Below are 5,139 nucleotides of genomic sequence, written 5' to 3'. Positions count from 1 at the left end.
GGGTAACAGCCGGGACAGGACTGTGAGGATCACCCGATCCGCCTACCCGTTCCAGCGCCGGGGCGGTTCACCTACCGTCGCAACACCGCCACCTGGTGTCGCAGGACGAGGAGCTCTACGTCCTTTGCAGCGGACCCGCGGACTCGGAGCAGCATCAGCCCGAGAGCGTTGCGTGTCAGGGCGTAGAGCAGCGACCACACCATGACCATCCAGCCTGCCCGACGCAGGCCCCATCCGGCAGGCAAACGCGCAGGTCACCGCCCAAATCGGGATTCTGGAGCCCCACAGGATGGACATAGGTGACCATCATGCCGACAGCAGCCGCGCCGCCGCATCATCCCTCCTCACAGCCCAGGCCGACTTCTGGCACCCCACACGATCTGTAGGAGCGCGTCAGCGACGGCCCCCGGCTCGGTGATCATCAGATCGTGTCCCGCATCGATCTCCCGGAGGACGTGGACGTAGGGGAGCGTGGATCAACCAGACCAGGTCCTCGGATCGGATACGATCCCTTGTTCCAGGACCTCGAGGCTTTCCGAGATCCTCGTCACCAAGTCGCCACCCGCGAGGAACCATTGCGTCTGCGCCGTCTGGATGACGCCGCCGACTGCGGCGGCCAGCATGGTGGGTACCAGAGCGTCACTGGGCAGGCCGAGGCGAGAACCAAGGAACTCCGCGATCACCCTCTGGGTCTTCAGTTGGATTCCGCCCAGCACCGTCCTCAACACGCTCGGGGTAGCCATCATCACTTCCGTCCAGCGCCTGCTGAGGGCCGCGTCCTCCCGCGACACTGCCTCCATCAGTGCGAGGCGCAGCGAGTGCAGCGGAGCCTCGTCGATGGCACGGATCGCCAGCGCGGCCTGTAGCGCTTGGCTCCGTCGGTCGATCTTCACCAGCAGCACGTCTTCCTTGGCGGGAAAGTAGCGGTAGAACGTCCGCACCGAGATATGTGCTTCGGAGGCGATGTCGTCGACGGTGACTTGGTCGAACCCGCGCTCCTCGAACAGCCGGAGCGCGACGGCCTCCAACTCGGAGATCATCATCTCCGAGCGCTTAGTCCTCAGCTGCGCGGCAAGCGACTCGGTCGTCAACTCGGTCATCCCATCGGTCCCACACTCTTCCGGCACCCGCTCCCTCCTTGCAGCCTAGGCCGTTCCTGCCTGGGAAACGGCGGAGCGGTTAGCCGTCGCGCTTGGGGTTGTAGCCGTCGTAGAGGTCGGGGTGGTCGTGCGCGAAGATCGGGGCGCGGTTGATGTACTCAGGTCCGATCCACAGGTGCATCATCTGGTCGTTCTCGAGTGGGCGTACCTGCCCACCTCGTGCTGTGCACTCGCTCTCACTCAGCCAGACGGCGGAGTTCTCCTCCGTGAGCGATGACACCCTGCCGCCCTCGAAGCAGGCCGACGGGTGGCTGTGCCACGCGTCGTAGTCGCCGGTGAAGCCCTCGGGCACGTCAGCGACCACGTAGCTGAGCCCCGCGAACTTCGCGTCGGGCCCGTCACCGTCGAAGAGGAGGATGTTTGGGTTCAGCATGTCGAACGCCGCGGCGCCACTGAAGCCGACGGTACTGACGTAGTGCGCGCCGATCCCGTATAGGCTCCTGCCCGGGTTGAACCAGCCGTCGCTCGCCGCGTCGGCGGCGGTCGGGTACTTGTTCGCCCACAGCGCGATCACCTGGTCGACCTCGGCCTTGGTCGCCGCGGGGAGCTTGTCGTAGGTGATGGTGCTCTCGGCGTGATCGTGCCCGGTGGCCGCCGAGGGGTCCGACGCGTCGTGGCCGTGGGCCGTGGCGGTTGCGGGATGGGCATGCTCGTCGCCGGATGCATGCGCGTGGTTGGCTGTGCTCGGCGACACGAGAACCGCGGTCGTGCCCGCGAGGACGCCGACGGCGACCGCGACGGTCACGGCAGGCGCCGCGCTCTTCCAGCGTTCGAGCACCCTCGACTCGACCAGGAGCGCGACCGCGCCGACCACGATCGCGACTTCGAAGACCACGCAAAGGATGTCAACCGAACGGGCCTGCCGGGTGCCGCCGTCACCCGTCCAGTCCGGCAGCCCGACGGTACGGCTGGTCGCCCACGCCGTGAGGAAGACGAGGTTCGCGGCCACAGCCAGCCACAGCCAGACACGCGTGGGTGCCACGAGCACGGCGAGCGCGAACCCGATCTGGAACCAACCCGCGGCAGCGAACGCCAGGCCCATGACCAACGATTCCTGCGCGTGCGGGGGGACCATGACCAAGTGGACGGCCCCCGCGCCACACGACAGCGTCACGAGCAGCCAACGCAGGAACGTGCTCGGGGCGTACCTGGCCGACGAAGCGGGATCGCGCGCCGTCCTCTCGTGCAAGGACTGGTCCGTCGACATCGTTCCCCTTAGGTCGCTTCCCGCCCCCTGAGAGGGAACCGTGCCACCTCGCGCGTGTTCATGTCAACAGTGGCATGTCATGCCGAAGGGCAGGCTCGCTTCGTAACCATAAGAGCATGACTGACGACTATTTGTGATCGCGAGGGTCGCTGGTCGGGTCGCGATGGTGATTCGCCATGGTCTGTACCTCATTGAGGGTTGACACCCTTTTGCTGCAGGAGCTAGCTTTCGCAACCTGTCGGTCTTGTCATGATCTGCCATTAACGTCTCGACGTGCAGGCCGGTCAAGGCTATTGACGTAAGACGAGAGGGGAATGGCTGTGGTTCGACATCGGATGCTGGGGGTGACATGTGCGCTCGTAGCATGTGTTGGGTTAACTGGGACTGCTTACGCGGATGCCGCGTCCCCGGCCGAAATGGGGCCTGTGACCGGGGGAAACGGTAAGCCGGTCGTGTTCGCGCACACGAACTTCGACCTCGCCTCCGTGGGCTACGCGCAGTCGGAGTACTTCCTGGAGGGAACGGCGGACGCGTACTCCCCGACGGCCCCGCTCGCGACGGACGGGAAGTGGACGGTCCAACCGTCCTCGCAGCAGCCGTACCAGACGCGCGTCGTCGTGAACCGACCGATCCGCGACCGCGACTTCAACGGCACGGTGGTCGTCGAGTGGCTGAACGTCACCGGGGGAGTGGACGCCAGCCCGGACTGGATGCACCTGCACACCGAGTTGACCCGGCGCGGCTACGCCTGGGTGGGTGTCTCCGCGCAGGCCGTCGGCCTCAACGCGCTCAAGGCGCCGCCGATGGGGGACCCGGCGCGGTACGCCACCCTGACGCATCCCGGTGACAGCTACTCCTACGACATGTTCTCCCAGGCCGGTCAGGCGATCCGCGACAACCCCGACCTGCTGCTCGACGGACTGACACCCAAGCGTCTGCTCGCCGTCGGGGAGTCGCAGTCGGCGCACCGCCTCACCACCTACATCAACGCCGCGCACCCGCTCGTGAACGTCTACGACGGCTTCCTGGTACACAGCCGCATCACCCCCGCCGGCGCACCCCTGACCCAGGCTCCGCTGCCGGACGTACCGGCTCCGGCGCCCACCTTCATCCGTGACGACCTCGACGTTCCGGTGCTGCTCTTCCAGACGGAGAACGACACCGGCGGCCTGCTCTCCCGCCGGCCCGACACCCCCCTCTACCGGCTCTGGGAGGTCGCAGGCACATCACACTTCGACCTCTACGGCCTGCGGCAGGGCGCTAGCGACACCGGAGACCGTCAACCGGTCGCGGACTGGTTCGACTCGATGCTGCATCCGACGAACCAACCGAACCCCAACCACACCTGTAACCTGCCGATCAACAGTGGACCACAGACTTTCGTCCTACGCGCGGCGATCGCCAGCCTCAACCGCTGGGTCGCCCACGGCACGCCACCTCCTATGGCGCCACGCCTCGAGACGATCAGCGTTCAGCCCCTCCAGTACGCACTGGACGCGAACGGCACCGTGCTCGGCGGTATCCGCACGCCAGCCGTAGACGCCGCGGTGGCCAAGCTCAGCGGACTCGGTAACAGCGGTACCCCGTCCTGTCCGCTCTTCGGCGCCACCGTTCCCTTCTCGGCGGAGCAACTCACCGCCTTGTACCGCAACCACGGCGGTTTCGTCTCGGCATGGAACCGCGCGACCCAGGACGCGGTCCGGGCCGGGTTCCTCCTGCCCGAGGACGCCCGCCATCTCCTGGTCGTGGCGGCGCAGTCCAACATCCTCAAGTAGCGATCCCGCAATGCGCTGGGCCACCGAGAACCCGCAACCGCCGCAGCCGGAAGCCGACGACAGCCTGCGGCGCGACGCCCTCGTCGCACCGTCATCCCGCAGACAACCGAATGGACCGACACCCGACGTCTGAATGCGGCGGGCATGCTCGACACCTGTCGAGCATGCCCGCCCACGAGCGTCTCACTCACCGAACAGCGCGCGGGTCTCCGTGGAGGCCGGATCGTGCGCGTTCGCCATGACCAGAGCACTCAACAGTCTGTTCAGCTCGTTCCAAAGACAGGCCGTGCGGAAACTGTTCGGTGAGCTGGACCAGGGCACGGCCGAGGACCTGACGACGTTACTCACCGGCGGGACGGCCGCAGTCATCAACGACTGGTTGATCGACGGCGACGATCCCCTCGATCCCGAGGAATTGACTGACCGCCTGCTCCGCCTCGTGTTGGTGCTCGCCGGTAGCCAACACGTCCGAGTAGAAGGAGGTCGCGTGCGATGAACCTGAATCTCCTGCGCGCCGGTGCGGTCGTGGCCGACGGCGTATCCCTTAAGGCGCGACCATCGCACTCGGGTCCAGATCTCCAGCGGTGCGTTCCCGCGCTACAACCACAACCCGGACCCAAACGAGCCGCGGGAAACCGCCACAATCCCTCGCGTCGCGGATCAGAAGGTGTTCCACGACCCCGCCGCACCGCCCATGGTGATCCTGCCGGTCCGGCAACCGGAATAACTCCAAAGCCCGTGTAGTCGGCCCTCCACCCCTGTCAGCTGACCTGATGGCGGGACCAGGCAAAAATCGATGGAAACAAGGGATGCATGCAAATGCCAGGCAAGAATGCGGCCAGAAAGCGCTCAGCCCGCCTGCCCGGGAAGACCTCGGCTGGGGATGTACTCCGGCAGCACTGGATAGTTGTGAACCGGTAATGCGGGACAGTGTCGAGCTTCTCCCACTGATCGGAGCGTGACGATGGCCTACCCTCTCGACCCTGAACGTGCCGCA

4 protein-coding genes and 1 pseudogene are annotated in these 5,139 nt (G+C 66.2%); 2 read left to right on the top strand and 3 right to left on the bottom strand.

Annotated elements, in window-relative coordinates; genetic code table 11:
* The 3 genes and pseudogenes from AC559T_RS08175 to AC559T_RS08165 all read right to left on the bottom strand — a co-directional run.
* Positions 1 to 245, bottom strand: a pseudogene (locus AC559T_RS08175) (integrase); the annotation flags it as partial.
* Between the two features lie 231 nt (positions 246 to 476).
* Positions 477 to 1,100, bottom strand: a complete 624-nt coding sequence (locus tag AC559T_RS08170; RefSeq protein WP_112106259.1) for a TetR family transcriptional regulator — start codon at positions 1,098 to 1,100, stop codon at positions 477 to 479.
* A gap of 79 nt (positions 1,101 to 1,179) precedes the next feature.
* Positions 1,180 to 2,367 (bottom strand): hypothetical protein, encoded by a 1,188-nt coding sequence (locus AC559T_RS08165; RefSeq protein ID WP_498868305.1) that lies wholly within the window; start codon positions 2,365 to 2,367, stop codon positions 1,180 to 1,182.
* A 416-nt stretch (positions 2,368 to 2,783) separates the two neighbouring features.
* Between AC559T_RS08165 and AC559T_RS08160 the strand changes: the two genes are divergently transcribed.
* Complete coding sequence (locus AC559T_RS08160; RefSeq protein ID WP_498868304.1) at positions 2,784 to 4,142, top strand: alpha/beta hydrolase domain-containing protein; 1,359 nt, start codon at positions 2,784 to 2,786, stop codon at positions 4,140 to 4,142.
* 238 nt (positions 4,143 to 4,380) lie between these two features.
* Positions 4,381 to 4,638, top strand: coding sequence for a hypothetical protein (locus AC559T_RS08155; RefSeq protein ID WP_207974736.1), 258 nt, complete (start codon positions 4,381 to 4,383; stop codon positions 4,636 to 4,638).
* The last annotated feature ends 501 nt before the right edge of the window (positions 4,639 to 5,139 follow it).

The organism is Frankia sp. Hr75.2 (assembly GCF_949319125.1).
In the GTDB taxonomy this organism is placed as follows: domain Bacteria; phylum Actinomycetota; class Actinomycetes; order Frankiales; family Frankiaceae; genus Parafrankia; species Parafrankia soli.
This window is presented reverse-complemented; position numbering and strand designations above follow the sequence as displayed.